Source organism: Streptomyces sp. NPDC049954 (assembly GCF_040656295.1).
In the GTDB taxonomy this organism is placed as follows: Bacteria; Actinomycetota; Actinomycetes; order Streptomycetales; family Streptomycetaceae; genus Streptomyces.
In genome coordinates, this window is the sequence record NZ_JBFALS010000001.1 from 194,258 (window position 1) to 209,958 (window position 15,701).

11 protein-coding genes are annotated in these 15,701 nt (G+C 72.2%); 1 reads left to right on the forward strand and 10 read right to left on the reverse strand.

What is annotated here, in order from left to right:
* Positions 1–226: 226 nt before the first annotated feature.
* The 4 genes from AB0J21_RS00855 to AB0J21_RS00870 form a co-directional block, all read right to left on the reverse strand.
* Complete coding sequence (locus AB0J21_RS00855) at positions 227–1,933, reverse strand: glycoside hydrolase family 13 protein (RefSeq protein ID WP_363143584.1); 1,707 nt, start codon at positions 1,931–1,933, stop codon at positions 227–229.
* 77 nt (positions 1,934–2,010) lie between these two features.
* Positions 2,011–2,931: an ABC transporter permease subunit gene (locus AB0J21_RS00860; RefSeq protein WP_363143585.1), complete on the reverse strand. Its 921-nt coding sequence runs from the start codon at positions 2,929–2,931 to the stop codon at positions 2,011–2,013.
* A 19-nt stretch (positions 2,932–2,950) separates the two neighbouring features.
* Positions 2,951–3,943 (reverse strand): sugar ABC transporter permease, encoded by a 993-nt coding sequence (locus AB0J21_RS00865; protein WP_363143586.1) that lies wholly within the window; start codon positions 3,941–3,943, stop codon positions 2,951–2,953.
* Positions 3,944–4,156: 213 nt separating this feature from the next.
* The gene (locus AB0J21_RS00870) at positions 4,157–5,431 is read right to left on the reverse strand and encodes an extracellular solute-binding protein (RefSeq protein ID WP_363143587.1); all 1,275 of its coding nucleotides are present in this window, start codon (positions 5,429–5,431) and stop codon (positions 4,157–4,159) included.
* Between the two features lie 411 nt (positions 5,432–5,842).
* On the opposite strand from AB0J21_RS00870, the gene AB0J21_RS00875 reads away from it, so the two are divergent.
* A complete protein-coding gene (locus AB0J21_RS00875; protein ID WP_363143588.1) occupies positions 5,843–6,961 on the forward strand; it encodes a LacI family DNA-binding transcriptional regulator in 1,119 nt (372 codons plus the stop codon).
* Between the two features lie 34 nt (positions 6,962–6,995).
* Here the strand turns inward: AB0J21_RS00875 and AB0J21_RS00880 are convergent, their stop codons facing one another.
* The 6 genes from AB0J21_RS00880 to glgA all read right to left on the reverse strand — a co-directional run bounded on the left by AB0J21_RS00880 (position 6,996) and on the right by glgA (position 15,656).
* Positions 6,996–7,409: a nuclear transport factor 2 family protein gene (locus tag AB0J21_RS00880; RefSeq protein ID WP_363143589.1), complete on the reverse strand. Its 414-nt coding sequence runs from the start codon at positions 7,407–7,409 to the stop codon at positions 6,996–6,998.
* A 129-nt stretch (positions 7,410–7,538) separates the two neighbouring features.
* Entirely contained in the window at positions 7,539–10,556 is a 3,018-nt protein-coding gene (locus AB0J21_RS00885; RefSeq protein ID WP_363143590.1) for a glycoside hydrolase family 38 C-terminal domain-containing protein, read from the reverse strand.
* Between the two features lie 258 nt (positions 10,557–10,814).
* Positions 10,815–10,988 carry a hypothetical protein gene (locus AB0J21_RS00890; protein ID WP_363143591.1) on the reverse strand — a complete coding sequence of 58 codons (174 nt, stop codon included), beginning with the start codon at positions 10,986–10,988 and terminating at the stop codon, positions 10,815–10,817.
* Positions 10,989–11,364: 376 nt separating this feature from the next.
* The gene (locus tag AB0J21_RS00895; RefSeq protein WP_363143592.1) at positions 11,365–12,903 is read right to left on the reverse strand and encodes an SDR family NAD(P)-dependent oxidoreductase; all 1,539 of its coding nucleotides are present in this window, start codon (positions 12,901–12,903) and stop codon (positions 11,365–11,367) included.
* Positions 12,904–13,112: 209 nt separating this feature from the next.
* The gene (gene glgC, locus AB0J21_RS00900; protein ID WP_363143593.1) at positions 13,113–14,330 is read right to left on the reverse strand and encodes a glucose-1-phosphate adenylyltransferase; all 1,218 of its coding nucleotides are present in this window, start codon (positions 14,328–14,330) and stop codon (positions 13,113–13,115) included.
* A gap of 165 nt (positions 14,331–14,495) precedes the next feature.
* The gene (gene glgA, locus AB0J21_RS00905; protein ID WP_363143594.1) at positions 14,496–15,656 is read right to left on the reverse strand and encodes a glycogen synthase; all 1,161 of its coding nucleotides are present in this window, start codon (positions 15,654–15,656) and stop codon (positions 14,496–14,498) included.
* Between the last annotated feature and the right edge of the window lie 45 nt (positions 15,657–15,701).

Genomic DNA, 15,701 nt, shown 5'->3' on the forward strand with positions numbered 1-15,701 from the left:
CGGGGGGGGGGGGGGGGGGGGGGGGGGGGGGGGGGGGGGGGGGTGCGCCCCGGGGCCCGGGGGGGGGGGGGGGGCCGGGGGGGGGGGCCGCGGGGGGGGCGCCCCCCCCCCCCGGCCCGGTCCGGGCTGCGGGAGCCCGGACCGGGCCGATCGGTCCCTCATTCTCTGTCCGCGTCCCGCGCCGCGCGCAAACCGGGGAGGGCCCCGGGGAGGGCCCCGGGGAGGGTCAGGCCAGCCACCACACCGTGGTGTCGGCGGCCAGCGGGAAGCGGCCGTCCGTGGCGGCGGGCACGGCCCCGTCGGCGGCGCTGGTGAGCAGCGGCTCCCCGGGGGCGGGCAGTGACACGGCGGCGCCGGTGGTGTTGGCGGTGACCACGACGCAGGGGCCGTCGGGGACGGTGCGCCGGAAGGCGAGCACCCCCTCGGGGGCGTCGAGCCATTCGACGGACTCCCCCGCGCCGAGGGCGGGCTGGGCGCGGCGGGCGGCGAGGGCCGAGCGGTACAGCTCCAGCGTGGAGCCGGGCCGTCCGGTCTGTGCCTCGACGCTCAGTTCGGCCCAGTCGCCGGGCTGCGGGAGCCAGCTGCCGCCGGGCCCGAAGCCGTACGAGGGACCGGTGCGGGTCCACGGGATCGGGACCCGGCAGCCGTCGCGGAAGCCGTCCTGGCCCGCGGCCCGGAAGTACGAGGGGTCCTGGCGCACCTCGTCGGGCAGGTCCACGACGTCGGGCAGGCCGAGTTCCTCCCCCTGGTAGACGTAGGCGGAGCCGGGCAGGGCGAGCATCAGGAGGGTCGCCGCGCGGGCCCGGCGCAGTCCGAGTTCCGGGTCGCCGGCGCTGCGGATCTGGGTGCCCAGGCCCGGCGGGTTGCCGAAGCGGGTGCGGTGCCGGGTCACGTCGTGGTTGGACAGGACCCAGGTGGCGGGCGCCCCGACCGGGCGCATCGAGTCGAGGGTGCGGTCGATGACCTCGCGCAGCGCGGCGGCGTCCCAGTGGGTGCTGAGGTACTGGAAGTTGAACGCCTGGTGCAGTTCGTCGGGCCGTACGTAGCGGGCGGTGCGCTCGACGGTCGGGGTCCAGGCCTCGGCGACGAAGATGCGCTCCCCGGAGTACTCGTCGAGGATGGTGCGCCACGAGCGGTAGATCTCGTGCACGCCGTCCTGGTCGAAGAACGGGGTGACGTCGTTGCCGAGCAGTTTGAGCTGGTCGTGCGAGCCGAGGTCGGGCAGCCCCTCGGCCTTGACGAGTCCATGGGCGACGTCGATGCGGAAGCCGTCGGTGCCCATGTCCAGCCAGAAGCGCAGGATGGAGCGGAACTCATCGGCGACGGCGGGGTGTTCCCAGTTGAAGTCGGGCTGCTCGGGGGCGAACAGGTGCAGGTACCACTCGCCGTCCGCGACCCGGGTCCAGGCGGGGCCGCCGAAGACGGACTCCCAGTCGTTGGGCGGCAGTTCGCCGTCCTCCCCCTGTCCGGGGCGGAAGTGGTAGCGCTCGCGCAGCGGGGAGCCGGGCCCCTCGGCGAGGGCGCGCTTGAACCACTCGTGCTGGTCGGAGGAGTGGTTGGGGACGAGGTCCACGATGACCCGCAGGCCCAGCGCGTGGGCGTCCCGGATCAGGGCGTCGGCGTCGAGCAGCGAGCCGAACACGGGGTCGACGGCGCGGTAGTCGGCGACGTCGTAGCCCGCGTCGGCCTGCGGGGAGGCGTAGAAGGGGCTGAGCCACACCGCGTCCACGCCGAGGTCGCGCAGGTGGGTCAGCCGGGAGCGGACGCCCTCCAGGTCGCCCATGCCGTCCCCGTCGCTGTCGGCGAAACTGCGGGGGTAGACCTGGTAGATGACGGCCTCGCGCCACCAGTCGCGGGGGGCGGCTGCGGTGGCCAGTGCCTGCCGAGGCGCTGGCCCGCGGTCCGGGGTGGGCTCGGTCGGGTGCTGGGTCATGGCGTCCTTGCTCTTGCTGCGTGCGGTCGGGCGGTCGGGCGGTCGTTCGGTGTCCGGCCCGGGGGCCGGGGAGGCGGTCAGCCCTTCGCGGAGCCCGCGGTGAGGCCGGTGACGAGGTGGCGCTGCACGAGGTAGAAGAAGGCGGTCACCGGGATCGCGATGAGCACGGCGGTCGCCGCCATGTAGTTCCACTGGGCGTCGTGTTCGCTCACGAAGCTCTGCAGTCCCACGGCGAAGGTGTACTTCTCGTCGTCGAGCAGGAAGGTCGAGGCGAAGGCGACCTCGGACCACGCGGTGATGAAGGTGTAGAAGGCGGCGACCGCGATCCCGGGGCGGGCCAGCGGGAGGATGAGGCGGCGGAAGGTGCCGAAGGGGGAGAGCCCGTCGATCCGGCCGGCCTCGTCGATCTCGATCGGGATCGTGTCGAAGTAGCCCTTGAGCAGCCAGGCGCTGTAGGGGATCGCGGTCGTGCAGTTGACGAGGACGAGCCCGAGGTAGCTGTCCACCAGGCCGAGTTCGGAGAAGATCTCGTACATCGGCACGATGAGCACGGCGATCGGGAACGCCTGCGTCAGCAGCAGCACCCACATGAGCGGGCGGTAGCCGGGGAAGCGCATCCGGGACACGGCGTAGCCGGTGGTCGCGGCGAACAGGACGCCGATCACGGTGGTGCCCAGGCCCACGATCAGGGTCGAGGACAGCCAGTGCCAGAACTTGGTGTGCTCCAGCACGAAGGAGTAGTTCGACAGGGTCATGCTGCCGAAGATGCGGTCGGGGTGGAGGTAGTCGTCCTTGTGCGGTCCCAGCGACAGGAACGCGAGCCACACGACGGGGAACAGCGCGATCAGGCTCGCGAGGGTGAGGGTGCCGTGGGAGAGGACGGAGGCGAGACGGCCGCGCTCGCCGCGGCGCCGTACCCGCACGGGCCTGGTGCGTTCGGCGGGCCGCCCAGCGGCGGGCGCCACGGGGGCCGCGAGGGTGCTGGGGTTGCTGCTCATGGTCGTAGCTCCTGCGGCGTCAGACGGTGGACTGCTGATCATTGCGGGCCAGCCAGCGACGGTAGAAGGTGGTGAAGACGACGAGGATCGACAGGAGCAGGACGCCGTAGGTCGCGGACTGCGCGAAATCGCGCGGCTGCTGCCCGAAGCCGAGGTGGTAGGCCCAGGTCACCAGGATCTGGGCGTCCGGGGCGCTGTTGCTGCCGAACAGCAGGAAGATGATGGCGAACTGGTTGAAGGTCCAGATCACGCCGAGCAGGACCACGGTGGAGCTGACCGGCCGCAGCCCCGGCAGGGTGACGTGGCGGAAGCGCTGCCAGGCGCTCGCGCCGTCCATCTCCGCCGCCTCGTAGAGCGTCGCGTCGATCGACTGCAGGCCGCCCAGCAGGGAGACCATCATGAACGGCACCCCGCACCAGGTGTTGACGAGGATCGCGGCGATCCGCTGGTACGCCGGGTCCTCCAGCCAGGCCGGCTGCGGCAGGTGCAGGGAGCCGAGCACGGAGTTGATGAGGCCGGAGTCGGCGAGCAGGATGCGCCAGGAGAAGACCGTGACGAAGGTCGGTACGGCCCACGGCAGGATGAGCAGCAGGCGGTAGACGATCCGGCCGCGCAGCTTCTGGTTGAGCAGCAGCGCGAGCCCGAGGCCGAGGCAGTAGTGCAGGAACACGCAGGCCGCGGTCCACACGACGGTCCAGATGAAGTGGGACCAGAACCGGTCGTAGGCGGTGGGGCCCCAGAGGATGTCGGCGTAGTTGTCGAGGCCGATGAACTTGTAGGTGGCGTCGATGTGGTTGACGCCGATGGTGCGGGCCGAGTTGAGGCTGTTGGCGTCGGTCAGCGTCAGGTAGAAGCCGCGCACCAGTGGATAGGCGACCAGCACGCCGAGCACGATCACCACGGGGGCGACCATCGCGTACGCGTACCAGTACTTCTGGTAGCCGCGCCTGAGCCGGGTCAGCGGGCCGGGGCGGCTCTTGTCGGGGGCCGCGCTCTCGACGGCGACTGTCATGGGTTCGACACCTTCTGGGAGGTACTGCGTGCGGGCTGCGCTCGGGGGTGTCCGGGAGGCCGGGAAGCGTCGGGGGTGGTGCGGGCACCCGGGATCCGGCGGACACGACCTGTCCGGTGGCCCGGCCGTCCCCGGTCAGGCGGGGACGGCCGGTACCGGCGGGGGCCCTCGCGCGCCGGCCCGTTCGGGGCCCGGCGCGCGGTGGCCGCACGGCTACTTGCTGAAGTCGGGCAGCAGCTTGGCCATCGCGGTCTCGATGTCGGCGAGGCCCGCGTCCAGGGACTCCTTGCCGCCGGCGATCTTCGGCAGTTCGCTGTCCATCGGCGTCCACAGCGAGGAGTACTCGGGCAGCGCCGGTCGCGGCTGGGCGGCGTCGAGGACCTTCTGGTAACCGGCGGTGCCGGGATCGGAGGTGACCTCGGCGGTGTAGGCGTCCTGACGGGTGGGCAGCGTGCCGTTCTTGAGGGCGATCTGCTCCTGGGTCTTCGCCGAGGTCATGAAGCGCACGAACGTGAGCGAGGCTTCCTGGTGGGCCTTGTCGGAGCCCGCGTACACCGAGAGGTTGTGGCCGCCGGTCGGGGCGCCCGGCTTGCCGGCGGAGCCGGCCGGGACGGTCGCGACCCCGAGGTTGTTCTTGTCGGAGAACGCGGAGCCCTTGTAGAAGTTGGTCAGCTCCCAGGGGCCCTGGATGATCGAGGCGACCTTGCCGTTGACGAAGGCGTCCTGGATGTGCGCGTAGGCGTCGGCGGTGACGTCGGCCTTGTGCAGGCCCTTGCCCTCGAACAGGCCCTGCCACTCCTTGAGTCCCTTGACCGCGGCGGGGCTCCTGACGGTGATCTTCTTCGCCTCGGCGTCGACCGTGTCGGTGCCCTCGCCGTACAGGAAGGGCTGGGCGTAGTAGCCGGCCGTGGAGGCCCAGTAGCCGTCGGCCCCGGTCTTCTCCTTGACGAGGGCGGCGTCCTTCCTGAGGTCGGCCCAGGTGGCGGGCGGCTCGGCGATGCCGGCCTTCTTGAACAGCGCCTTGTTGTACACGAGGGCGAGGGTGTCGGTGACCAGCGGGACACCGTAGGTCTTGCCCTCGAACCGGGCCTGCTCGATCAGGTTGGGCTGGATCTTGTCCTTCTCGGCGAGCGCCTCGGTGCCGTCGAGCGGCAGCAGGTAGCTCTTCTTGGCGAAGGCGGGGGTCCAGCCGACCTCGGCGCGCAGTACGTCGGGGGCGCCCTTCGCACCGGCGGCGGTGTCGAACTTGTTCTGCGCCTGGTCGAAGGGCACGTTGACGTACTTGACCTTGATGCCCTTGTGGGTCTTCTCGAACTGCTGGGCCAGCGCCTTGTACGTGGGGGCCTCGTTGGTGGCGTTGGAGGTGTCCCACCAGGTGATGGTGACGGGGCCGTCCGCCTTGCCGCTGTCGCCGTCGTCGCCGCCGCAGGCCGTCGCCGCGAGGGCGAGGGACGCCACCAGTGCGGTGGCCGCTATGCCACGCCGCATGAGATCTCCTTGAGGGTGAAAAAGCCCGAGTGACCGGAGGGCGGGAACTCCGCGCCTCCGTCCCGCTCCCCGTGATCGGGCAGGGGACTTTGCCGACTTGCCGACAGCGCCGTTGCGGCGGCCGGGCGAACGAGAACGTAACAGCCAGGTAAGCGGCGCGAAAGACCTTGCAGCAAAAAATTGCAAGACATCGCCGACGGACACCCTCCCGTTATCGCCGCGTGACCTGCGAAGTACCGTTTCCGCAGGCCGCCACCCCTCGAACACCGGACCGAGGGCTTTGTGCAAGACTCTGCAAGCCCTTGCCGTGACGGCCGGGAGCGGGGAATCATTCGGACGGTCCGGGCGCGCCACCCACCCGCAGAGAACCGTCGCCGACCCGGACACCGACCCAGAACCCGAGGGAGCCCGATGCCACAGCAGCCCGCGCGGCGCGTACCGGCCGCCCGGCGCCCGCGTGCCTCCGCCGCACGGACCGGGGGCACGGGCACCGCGCGGCTCGCCGACCTCGCGACCCAGGCCGGGGTGAGCGAGGCGACGGTCAGCCGGGTGCTCAACGGGAAGCCGGGGGTCGCCGACGCGACCCGGCAATCCGTGCTCGCCGCGCTCGACGTCCTCGGCTACGAGCGTCCGGTACGGCTGCGGCGCAGCAGCGCGGGGCTGGTGGGGCTGATCACCCCGGAGCTGGAGAACCCGATCTTCCCCGCGCTCGCCCAGGTCATCGGGCAGGCGCTGACCCGGCAGGGCTACACGCCGGTGCTCGCGACGCAGACGCCGGGCGGCTCGACCGAGGACGAGCTGACCGAGATGCTCGTGGACCGCGGGGTGGCCGGGATCATCTTCGTGTCCGGGCTGCACGCGGACACCAGCGCCGACATGAGCCGCTACGAGCGACTACGCGCCAGGGGCGTGCCCTTCGTCCTGGTGGACGGCTTCTCGCCGGAGGTCGGCGCCCCGTTCATCTCACCCGACGACCGTGCCGCCATGCACCTGGCGGTGACCCATCTCGCCTCCCTCGGGCACACCGGCATCGGTCTCGCGCTCGGCCCGGTCCGCTTCGTCCCGGTGCGGCGGAAGATCGAGGGCTTCGTGGACGCGATGCGGGACCGCTTCGGCCTCGACGCGCAGGACGTCACCGGGCGCCTCGTCCAGCACTCGCTGTTCACCCTGGAGGGCGGCCGGGTCGCGGCGGACGCGCTGCTGGACCGCGGGTGCACGGCCGTCGTGTGCGCGAGCGACATGATGGCGCTCGGCGCGATCCGCGCGGCCCGGGCCCGCGGCCTCGACGTGCCCGGGGACGTGTCCGTGGTGGGCTTCGACGACTCGACCCTCATCGCCTTCACCGACCCGCCGCTGACGACCGTACGCAAACCGGTACCGGCGATGGGTCAGGCGGCGGTACGCGCGCTCCTGGAGGAGATCGGCGAAACCCCCGCCCCGCACAGCGAGTTCGTGTTCATGCCGGAGCTGGTGGTGCGCGGTTCGACGGCCTCGGCCCCCGTCCGCGGTGCGCACGGGGGCGCCGGCTGAGACCACCGCCGGCCGTCCCGGACACGAGCAGCGCTCACGTGCCGCCCAGGGGCGCCCGTCGCGCGACAATGGTGCGGTGGCTGATGCGCCACCCCTGATCGCCCCGGACGACCCGGTCCTCGTAGGTGACGCTCCCGGTCGTGCCGTCGGCCCTGACCCCGATGCCCTTGGAGCGGACCCGCACCAGCCCGTCGCCGTCCTGCGTGACGACGATGTTCGTGACGTGGTGCCCCACCGGGTTCGAGGCCCCCGACGCGAGCGCGGCGTCCCGGACGGCCGCCACTCCCCTCAGCGGCCGCTGCCCGAAGTCCGTGAGGTCGTAGACGACGTCGGCGGTGAACAACTCGTCGAGCCGGTCCAGCTCCCCCGCGTCGAAGAGGTGACCGTGCAGCGAGACCAGCTCGGCGATGTCGATCCGGTCCTCCACCGAAAGCGTCCGGTGTGTCATAGCGCTCCGTCCCCTGGCCCAAGTGCCGTGTGCGGCCGACTCATTGTGCCAATAGGCGGCGGCCGGCACCCCTGGAGGAGGTGGCACCGGCCGCCGCGGAAGCGACACCGCGCCTGCGGGCCCGGAGGCTCAGGCCCGGGTGAAGCGCAGCGTCATGAGCTGGAAGGGCCGCAGGGACACGGTCACCCGGCCGTCGGCCACCTCCGGTTCCGGCTCCTCGGTGAGCGTGCGCTCCAGCAGGTCGGTGACGGCCACGGCGGCCACCGGGAACCCCGCGGTGAGTGTGGCCCCGGTCCTGCCGCCGCGCGCCTCGTGGAAGCGGACGACGACGTCACCGCTGCCGTCGTCGGCGAGCTTGACGGCGGTGACCACCACCGACTCCTGGTCGACGGCCACGAGCGGGGCGATCTCCTCGGCGGCGCCGCGCACTTCGCGCTCCGGCAGGTTGATCCGCCAGCCCTCGCGGACCGCGTCGTCGATGGAGGCGGCGGGCACCAGGGCGTGCCGGAAGCGGTGCACCCCCTGGTCGGTCTCCGGGTCCGGGAAGCGGGGGGCGCGCAGCAGGGAGGCCCGCACGGTCGTGGTCGTCCCCCCGTCCCCGTCCTCGCGCACCGCGCGTGTCACGTCGTGCCCGTACGTCGAGTCGTTGACGAGGGCCACGCCCCAGCCCGGCTCCTCCAGGTGCACGAAGCGGTGGTTGCAGGCCTCGAACTTGGCCCACTCCCAGCTCGTGTTGGTGTGGGTGGGGCGGTGGAAGTGCCCGAACTGGGTCTCCGAGGCGTACCGCTCGGCGTGCACGTCGAGCGGGAAGGCGAGCTTGAGGAACTTCTCCGTCTCGTGCCAGTCGACCTCGGTGTCGATGTCGAGGCGCCGGGCCCCGGGCAGCAGGCGCAGCACCTGGGTGGAGCGCGAGTCACCGAAGGAGCGGACGACCCGGACGCCGTTCCCTGCCGCGGCGACCTCCTCGGCCTCGGTGAGGTCGGTGACGGTGTTGCGGTAGAAGGCGTCGACGTCCCAGGCGTCCCACTGGTTGGGGAAGTCGGCGTGCAACTGGAGCAGATTGCCCCGGCTGCCCGGGGCGAGCGTCTCACGGCCGGCCCCCAGGTCCTGGACGGAGACGACAAGGCCCTGCGCGTCGATCTCGACGCGCAGCAACCCGTTGTCGAGGAGGAAGCCGCCGCCCGCGCGGGGGCTCGGGGTGACGCCCTCGGTCGCCGGGACGGCCGCGGCGCCGCCCGCCGCGATGCCGGAGCGGGTGTGCGGAGCACCGTTGAAGACGAGCGCCCGGCCGCCCTCCCCGGCCAGGGCGCGCTGGGCGGCGTCGATGACGGCCTCCAGTTCCCGGGCCACACGCGCGTAGGCGCGCTCGGCCTCGCGGTGCACCCAGGCGATGGAGGACCCGGGCAGGATGTCGTGGAACTGGTGCAGCAGCACCGTCTTCCACAGCCGGTCCAAGTCCTCGTACGGGTAGCGGAAGCCGGTACGCACCGCCGCGGTCGCCGCCCACAGCTCGGCCTCGCGCAGCAGGTGTTCGCTGCGCCGGTTGCCCTGTTTGGTCTTCGCCTGGCTGGTGAGGGTCGCGCGGTGCAGTTCGAGGTATAGCTCGCCGACCCAGACGGGCGGCTCGGGGTACTCGGCGCGGGCCTTGGCGAAGAAGTCGGCCGGGGTCTCCCAGGCGACGGTCGCCGTGCCCTCCATGTCCCGCATCCGGACGGCCTTGGCGACCATCTCGCGGGTCGTGCCGCCGCCCCCGTCGCCGAAACCGGTGGGGGCCAGCGAGTGGCGGGCGCGGCCCTTCTCCTTGAAGTTGCGCGCGGCGTGCGCGATCTGGTGGCCGTGCATCTCGCAGTTGTAGGTGTCGACGGGCGGGAAGTGGGTGAAGATGCGTGTGCCGTCGATCCCCTCCCAGCGGAAGGTGTGGTGCGGGAAGCTGTTGGTCCTGCTCCAGGAGATCTTCTGGGTCAGCAGGTACTGCGAACCGGCGGCCTTGATGATCTGGGGCAGGCCGGCGGCGAACCCGAAGGTGTCGGGCAGCCACGCCTCCTCGTTCTCGATGCCGAACTCGTCGAGGAAGAAGCGTTTCCCGTGCACGAACTGGCGGGCCATGGCCTCGGAGCCGGGCATGTTCGTGTCCGACTCGACCCACATGCCGCCGGCCGGCACGAACCGGCCCCCGGCGACCGCCTCCTTGACCCGCTCCCACACCTCGGGCCGGTGTTCCTTGACCCAGGCCCACTGCTGGGCCTGCGACATGGCGAAGACGAACTCGGGGCTCTCGTCGATCAGCGAGGTCATGTTGGCGCTCGTGCGCGCGACCTTGCGGACCGTCTCGCGCAGCGGCCACAGCCAGGCCGAGTCGATGTGCGCGTGACCGACGGCGCTGACGCGGTGCGCGGAGGGCTGGGCGGGGGTCGCGAGGACGCCCTCCAGTTCGGCGCGGGCGGCGGCGGCCGTGGCGTTCACGCGCTGGAGGTCGACGGCGTCCAGGGCGCGCTCCAGGGCGCGCAGGATCTCCCAGCGGCGCGCCGAGTCGACGGGCAGTTCCCGCATCAGCTCGCCGAGGACCTCCAGGTCCATGACGAGGTCCCACACGGTCTGGTCGAAAACGGCCAGATCCATACGGCCGAGCCGGTACTGCGGCTCGGTGCCGGCGGTCTCCTTGTCACCGAGGGTGGTGGGAGCGAAGGCCCACTCGCCCTGGATGACGGGGTTGGAGGCCGCCTCGACGCGGTATTCGACGGACTCCCCGCCGCGCACCGGGGCGCCCACCCGCACGTACCGGTTGCGGGGGTGGATGCCCTTGACCGGGCTGCCGTCCGGGGTGTGCACGAGCCCCTCGCACTGGAAGCCGGGGCCGGAGTGGTTGAAGCCGATGTCGAGCACGGCCTCGACGGTGCGGCCCGCCCACTCCTGCGGGACGGAACCGGTCACGGTGAACCAGCTGGTGCCCCAGGGCGCGCCCCAGGGTTCTCCGACGGCGATGGGCCGGGGCTCGGCGGCCAGTCCCTCGGCGACGGGGACCGGCTCCCCCGGCGCCTCCCAGATCGCCACCCGGAGGGGAACGGTCTCGGGATGGACGGCGGGACGGATGCGTTCTTCGAGGACGCGGTGGAGGCGTGCTTCGACCAGGGCGCGGTCGTCATGCATGTGAGGTGCTCCGTAGGGACGGCGGCGGGGTGCGGGCGGTTCAAGGTCGGGAACACCCCTGCCCAGACGCCCCGTGCGTCACTCCTCGGGCCGCACGCGAGCGGTTTCCGGGCACCGTCCGGGCAGCCGTGCGGCGGCTTCGGGCAGGCGCCGTGCCCGGGCAAGCGGAACGGCCGGTTCCCGGCGTGCGGCGCACGCCGGGAACCGGCCGTCGTCCGTGCCTTCGTGGACTGACCGCTGACTTCCCGTACGAAGTGGTCAGTCCACGCCCGGGAGGATGTGGGGTTCGGCGAGGTCGTCCTCGTACCCGGCGAGACGGATCGGCGCGGAGCGCGACCACACCTCCAGGTTGCCGATCTGCTGCTGCCGACGCCGGCCGCGTTCGCCGAGTTCTCGTGGCCGCTGTTCTCGCTGGGTCGTTTCAGGTGTCACCGCGCACTCCTTATGTGTCGGGTAACCCCCGGGAGTGCCGGCCCGGCGCCCGTGTCACCGGGGGCGCGCCGACCGCCCGGTGGGGCACTGCTGCTGAGGCGGAACGGGCGCGGTGGCGCCGGTGGCTCGTGCGGAGGACAGCCGAGGTACGGCCGACTTCCGGGGACGGACGGGGGTGAGGGTGGAACCCCCGTCTGCTGTCCGTGCCCCTCAGACTAGCCACATGAGCGCGCTCCCGCTCGATGGCGCGAGAATCCGTCAACACGACAGGGACAGAGCGGCATCTTCCGGCCAAGAGGACACCCGGTGCCGCAATACGGTCACCGGGTGCCGAAGAGGTGGTGGAGGTGTCAGCGCCGCGCGGGCGGAGGGGGGTTCACCACTTGCCGGGTTCGTAGTCCTTGAGGAAGACGCCGTAGACGTCCTCCCCCGACTCCCCGCGCACGATGGGGTCGTAGACCCGGGCGGCGCCGTCCACGAGGTCGAGCGGGGCGTGGAAGCCCGCCTCGGCGAGCCGCATCTTGTCGGGGTGCGGGCGCTCGTCGGTGATCCAGCCGGTGTCCACGGCCGTCATCAGGATGCCGTCCGTCTCGAACATCTCCTGCGCGCTGGTGCGGGTCAGCATGTTGAGCGCGGCCTTGGCCATGTTGGTGTGGGGGTGCCCCGCGCCCTTGTAGCCGCGCGCGAAGACGCCTTCCATCGCGGAGACGTTCACGACGTAGGCGCGGCCCGAGGCGGCGGCCATCGCCGGACGCAGCCGGCTGATGAGGACGAAGGGCGCGGTGGAGTTGCACAGCTGGACCTCCAGCAGCTCCACCGGGTCCACCGCGTCGACGGTCTGCACCCAGCTGTTGGTGTCGTGCAGGTCAGGTACGAGTCCGCCCGCGTCGATCGCGGTGCCGGCCGCGATCCGTGCCGGGGAGGCGGAGCCGGTGACGAGGGCGAGTTCGGTCACGTCCTGGGCACTGAGCACCTGCGTCCGGGAGCGCGCGGCGGGCAGGGCGGCGACGGCCCCCGAGCCGAAGGTCCCGATGACCTGGGAGGCGGGCAGCTCACCTGCGGGCAGCGGCGCCGACTCGGCGGTGAGCAGTTCGCGGTACGCCTGCGGGGAGCGGCGCACGGTCTGCGCGGCGTTGTTGATCAGGATGTCGAGCGGACCCTCGGCGGCCACCGCGTCGGCGAGGGCGACGACCTGGGCGGGGTCGCGCAGGTCGATGCCGACGATCTTGAGGCGGTGCAGCCACTCGGCGCTGTCCGGCATCGCCTTGAAGCGGCGGATCGCGTCGCTGGGGAAGCGGGTGGTGATCGTGGTGTGGGCGCCGTCCCGCAGCAGCCGCAGCGCGATGTACATCCCGATCTTGGCGCGGCCGCCGGTGAGCAGGGCGCGCTTCCCGCTCAGGTCGGTGCGGGCGTCACGGCGCGAGCGGTTCTTCTCGGCGCACTCGGGACACAGCTGGTGGTAGAAGGCGTCGACCTCGACGTAGCGGGTCTTGCAGGTGTAGCAGGACCGGGGGCGCTTGAGGATGCCCGCGAGGCGGCCGGCGGCCGAGGAGGAGGGCAGGACGCCCTGCGTCTCGTCGTCGATGCGCTCGGCGGAACCGGTCGCCGTGGACTCGGTGACGGCCCGGTCGTGGGCGGTCTTGGCCGCCCTGCGCTCCTGCCTGCGGCGCTGCTTCACGGTCCGGTAGAGACCGGAGGTGGCGCGCCGGACGAGTATCGCGTCGGGGTGGTCGACGTCGAGCCCGTCCAGCTCCCTGATCACGTCGAGGCAGACCGCGAGCCGCTCGGGGTCGATCCCCGGCACCCGGGCGTCCTCGCGGGGCTCCTGGGCGCGCGGCTGTCCGGGGACGGCCGCTGCGGGCTGCCCGGGAGCGGTGGGCTCGGTCGTCGTGGGGGTGCTGGCTGCCGGCGTCATCGCTGTGTCCTCTGGGTCCTGAAAGCTGCGCGCACCTGGGGCGCGGCCCCGCCGCCGCGCTTCGGGGCGGCGCCCGGCTCAGAAGAATGAGGGTCGAGGCAAGGTCAGAGGGTACTGGGGCGGGCGCCCCGGCGACAAACCGCTGCGGCGGGCGTGCGGCGCGCACCGGCGGGGTGCGGGCGCCTTGGGGACGGGCGGGCCCGGTGGGCTCAGTGGGCGTGCACTCCCTTGCCGAGAGCGATGACGCCGTGCGGGGAGACGGTGTACAGCCGTCCGTCCCGGTCGGGGTTGACGCCGATGGTGGCCCCGGGGGCGACCTCGACGTTCTTGTCGAGCACGGCGCCGCGTACGACGGCCCCGCGCCCCACCCGCACTCCGGAGTGCAGGACCGAGCCCTGCACGACGGCGCCCGGTTCGATCACGACGCCGGGCGACAGGACGGAGCGGGTCACCTGGCCCCGGATCACGCAGCCGGGGCTCACGATCGACTCGCTCGCGATGCCGCCGGCGCAGAACTTGGCGGGCGGCAGTCCGTCGGCGTAGGTGTAGACGGGCCATCTGCGGTTGTCGAGGTTGAAGGCGGGGGTGTCCGTGACGAGGTCCATGTGGGCCTCGTAGTAGGAGTCGAGGGTGCCCACGTCCCGCCAGTAGCCGTGCTCGCGCTCGCTCTCCCCCGGCACCCGGTTCTCGTCGAAGTCGTAGAGCTGGGCCTGCCCGAGCGAGGTCAGCATCGGGAGGATGGAGCCGCCCATGTCGTGCACGGAGCTCTCGTCCTCGGCGTCCCGGTGCAGGGCGTCGACGAGCACCTTCGTGGTGAACAGGTAGTTGCCCATCGAGGCGAACACGTGGTCCGGGTCCTTGGGCAGGCCCGGCGGGTCGGCCGGCTTCTCCAGGAAGCCCTCGATGTGCCGTCCGTCGCCGCTCGGGCTGATGACGCCGAAGGAGGAGGACTCGGCGCGCGGCACCCTGATCCCGGCGACGGTCACGCCCGCACCGCCCTCGATGTGCCGCTCCAGCATCTGCCGGGGGTCCATGCGGTAGACGTGGTCGGCGCCGAACACGGCTATGTAGTCCGGCTGTTCGTCGTGGACCAGGTTGAGGGACTGGAGGATGGCGTCGGCGCTGCCCAGGTACCAGCGCGGTCCGAGTCGCTGCTGCGCCGGGACCGGGGTCACGTAGTTGCCGAGCAGGCTGGACATGCGCCAGGTGGTGGAGACGTGCCGGTCCAGGGAGTGCGACTTGTACTGCGTGAGCACGCAGATGCGCAGGATGTCGGCGTTGACGAGGTTGGAGAGGACGAAGTCCACGAGCCGGTAGGTGCCGCCGAAGGTCACCGCCGGTTTGGCCCGGTCCGCGGTGAGCGGCATGAGCCGTTTCCCCTCGCCGCCCGCCAGCACGATGCCCAGTACCGAAGGTCCGCCCCGCATAACCGTCCCCTGTCGCCGACCCGTCCTGCATTGCCCGCATGTGGTGCGTCGCGCTGTGGTGCCTGTGGTGCTGTGCGCGGTGGTGCGTGTGCGTGGTGCGCTCCCGGTCCTGCGGCGGTACGGGCGTGGTGCTCGTGTCTCCGCGGCGCGCCCCGGGGGTAGGGCTCAGTTACCCCCGAGCACGGAGGTGTAGACCTCGACGGTGCGACGGGCCACTTGGTCCCAGCCGAACTCGCGTACCGCACGCCCCCGTCCGGCGGCCCCCATGAGGGCGGCCGTGGGCGCGTGCCCGACGAGCCGGTTGAGGGCCCGGGCGAGCCCGCGTTCGAAGCCTTCGCCGTCCTTCGCGTCGTAGGGCACCAGTACCCCGGTCTCCCCGTCCGCGACGACCTCGGGGATGCCGCCGACGGCCGAGGCCACGACGGCCGTGCCGCAGGCCATCGCCTCCAGGTTGACGATACCGAGCGGCTCGTACACCGAGGGGCACACGAAGGCCCGTGCGTGGGTGAGGAGTTGCACGACCTCCGGGCGCGGCAGCATCTGCGGGAACCAGAACACCGCGTCGCGCGTGGCGCGCAGTTCCTCGACCAGGCCGAGGAACTCCTGCTCGATCTCCGGGGTGTCGGGGGCTCCGGCACACAGGACGAGCTGGGCGTCCGGGTCGAGTTCCCGGGCGGCGCGCAGGAGGTGCGGCACGCCCTTCTGCCGGGTGATCCGCCCGACGAACAGGACGTAGGGGCGGTCCGGGTCGATGTCGTACCGCTCCAGCACGTCCGTGGCGGGGTCGGCGCGGTACAGCTCGGGGTCGATGCCGTTGTGCACGACGTGGACCCGGTCGGGGTCGACCGAGGGGTAGCAGTCCAGGATGTCGGCGCGCATACCCCGGGAGACGGCGACGACCGCGTCGGCCGCCTCGATCGCGGTGCGCTCGGCCCAGCTGGAGAGGGCGTAGCCGCCGCCGAGCTGTTCGGCCTTCCAGGGGCGCAGCGGCTCCAGGGAGTGCGCGGTCACGACGTGCGGGACGCCGTACTGGAGTTTCGCGAGGTGCCCCGCGAGGTTCGTGTACCAGGTGTGGGAGTGGACGAGGTCCCGGCCGGCGAGGGCCGCCGCCATCGAGAGGTCCACCGAGAGGGCCCGCAGCGCGTCTCCCGTTCCGGCCGGCAGCGCCCCGGGATGGCGTACGACGCCGGGCTCGGCGCCTTCTCCCCAGGTGTGCACGACGAGGTCGGTCAGGCCGCGCAGCTCGCGGGCCAGGAACTCGACGTGCACCCCCGCCCCGCCGTACACGTCCGGCGGGTACTCCCGGGTGAGCAGTCCCACACGCATGCGTCTCCCCCGTTCCCAAGACGGCTCTGCACCGTCGCGGCGTCC